The organism is Candidatus Methylomirabilota bacterium (genome assembly GCA_035260325.1).
In the GTDB taxonomy this organism is placed as follows: Bacteria; Methylomirabilota; Methylomirabilia; order Rokubacteriales; family CSP1-6; genus AR19.
The window spans coordinates 1-2,798 of record DATFVL010000075.1; the positions used below are offsets into that span (position 1 = coordinate 1).

Annotated in this window: 3 protein-coding genes; all 3 read left to right on the forward strand. The window is 67.4% G+C overall.

The features are described from left to right. A partial coding sequence (gene rpsG, locus VKG64_05365; GenBank protein HKB24467.1) for a 30S ribosomal protein S7 occupies nucleotides 1-441 on the forward strand: 441 nt, incomplete at its 5' end. Nucleotides 442-522: 81 nt separating this feature from the next. Next, on the forward strand, nucleotides 523-2,634 hold the full coding sequence (gene fusA / locus VKG64_05370; GenBank protein HKB24468.1) for an elongation factor G: 2,112 nt from the start codon (nucleotides 523-525) through the stop codon (nucleotides 2,632-2,634). A gap of 24 nt (nucleotides 2,635-2,658) precedes the next feature. Beyond that, nucleotides 2,659-2,798 (forward strand): GTP-binding protein (locus VKG64_05375; protein HKB24469.1); only part of this gene is annotated, 140 nt, incomplete at its 3' end.

Consider the following 2,798-nt stretch of genomic DNA (forward strand, 5'->3'; position numbering starts at 1 on the left):
GAGGTGCTGCCGGATCCGAAGTACGGCTCGCGGCTGGTGGCGAAGTTCGTCAACATCATGATGATCTGCGGGAAGAAGTCCACGGCGGAGCAGATCATGTACGAGGCGCTGGCCGCCGTCGAGGACCGCAGCAAGCAGGAAGCGCTGAAGATGTTCAAGACGGCCATCGACAACGTGAAGCCGGCCGTCGAGGTGAAGTCGCGCCGCGTCGGCGGCTCGACGTATCAGGTGCCGGTGGAGGTGCGGCCCGACCGCCGCACGTCGCTGGCCATGCGCTGGGTGATCGGCGCCGCGCGCCGGCGCGCGGAGCGCAGCATGTCCGAGAAGCTCGCGGCCGAGCTGCTGGACGCCGCCAACAACCGCGGCACTGCCGTGAAGAAGCGGGAAGACACGCACAAGATGGCGGAGGCCAACAAAGCGTTCGCGCATTACCGCTGGTAAGGGAATCCGACGGAGAGGGGGGGCCGCAACCTGGTCCCCCTCTTCGCATGTAGGTAGACAGAAAGAAAGCAGAGGGACGACGTGGAGCGGCAGTACTCGCTGGAGAAGACCCGGAATATCGGCATCATGGCCCACATCGACGCGGGCAAGACGACGACGACCGAGCGCATCCTCTACTACACGGGGCGCTCGTACAAGATCGGCGAAGTCCACGAAGGCACCGCGACGATGGACTGGATGGTGCAGGAGCAGGAGCGCGGCATCACCATCACCTCCGCGGCCACCACGTGCTTCTGGCGCGATTGCCGCGTCAACATCATCGACACGCCGGGTCACGTGGACTTCACGGTCGAGGTCGAGCGCTCGCTCCGTGTGCTCGACGGCGCCGTGGCCGTGCTCGACGCCGTGTCGGGCGTGGAGCCGCAGACCGAAACCGTCTGGCGGCAGGCCGACAAGTACCGCGTGCCCCGCATCGTCTACGTCAACAAGATGGATCGCGTCGGCGCCGACTTCTATCGCTGCCTGGACATGCTGCGCAGCCGCCTGGGCGCGCACCCGGTGGCCATCCAGCTGCCCCTCGGCCGTGAGGACCAGTACCGCGGGCTGGCGGACCTGATCGAGCAGACGGCGCTCGTGTGGGACGAGGACGACGAGTCGCTCGGCAAGGAATTTAGGAAGGTGGAGATCCCGGCCGACCTCCGCGACCAGGTCAAGGAGTACCGGGAGAAGATGATCGAGGCGCTCGCCGAGGTGGACGAGCACCTCCTCGCGAAGTACGTCGCCAGCGAGCCCATCGGCCCCGAGGAGATCAAGGCGGCCGTTCGCAAGGGCACCATCGCGCTGAAGCTCTTCCCGGTGGTCTGCGGCGCGTCCTTCAAGAACAAGGGTGTCCAGCCGCTGCTCGACGCCGTCATCGACTACCTGCCGTCGCCGCTCGACATTCCGCCCGTGCAGGGCGTGAACCCGGAGACGAAGGAGACGGAAGAGCGCAAGGCTGCCGACGACGCGCCGTTCGCCGCGCTGGCGTTCAAGATCATGAGCCACCAGCACGTCGGCCAACTCGTGTTCCTCCGCGTCTACTCGGGCACGCTCGAGGCCGGCTCCGGCGTCTACAACTCGACCAAGGACAAGAAAGAGCGGGTGGGCCGCCTCCTCCGGATGCACGCGAACAAGGAGGAAGCGATCGAGGGCGTCGCGGCCGGCGACATCGCCGCCGCCATCGGCCTCAAGCTCACGACCACCGGCGACACGCTCTGCGACGCGGACAGGCCGATCGTGCTCGAGGCGATGACCTTCCCGGAGCCGGTGATCGCGGTCGCGATCGAGCCGAAGACGCGCGCCGACGAGGAGAGGCTCTCGATGTCGCTGGCGCGGCTCGCGCTCGAGGACCCGACGTTCCGGGTGACGACCGAGGAGGAGACGGCGCAGACGCTCATCCACGGGATGGGCGAGCTGCACCTCGAGATCATCGTGGACCGTCTGCTGCGCGAGTTCCACGTCGAGGCCAACGTCGGCAAGCCTCAGGTCGCCTACCGGGAAACGATCCGGCAGCACGCCGAGGCGCAGGGACGGTACGTGCGCCAGACGGGCGGCCGCGGCCAGTACGGCGACGTGTACCTCGAGGTCGAGCCCAACGAGCCGGGCAAGGGCTTCGAGTTCGAGAACAAGATCGTCGGCGGCGTGATCCCGAAGGAGTACATCCCGGCGGTCGAGAAGGGCATCCGCGAGGCGCTCGACAACGGCGTCCTGGCCGGGTACCCGATGGTCGACATCAGGGTGCGCCTGACCGACGGCTCCTACCACGAGGTGGACTCCTCGGAGATGGCGTTCAAGATCGCCGCCTCCATGGGCTTCAAGGAGGCCTGCCGGCGCGCCAAGCCGGTGCTCCTCGAGCCCGTGATGGACGTCGAGGTCGTGACGCCGGAGGAGTACATGGGTGCCGTCGTCGGCGACCTGAACAGCCGCCGCGGCCGCATCGTCTCGATGGAGGCGCGCGGCACCTCCCAGGTCATCCGCGCCAACGTGCCCCTCGCCCAGATGTTCGGCTACGTGACCGACCTCCGCTCGATGACGCAGGGGCGGGCGACGTCCACGATGCAGTTCGCGCGGTACGAGGAAGTTCCGACGGCGATCGCCGACGAGATCATGGCGAAGGTCGCGGGCAAGCCGGCGGCGCGCGCCGCCACACGCTAGAACGAGGAGTCGGAGGCCAGACCCATGGCGAAGGCGAAGTACGAGCGGACGAAGCCGCACGTGAACGTGGGGACGATCGGGCACATCGACCACGGCAAGACGACGCTGACGTCGGCGATCACGAAGGTGTTGCACACGAAGTTCAGCGGGGTGGCGGTGCGGGA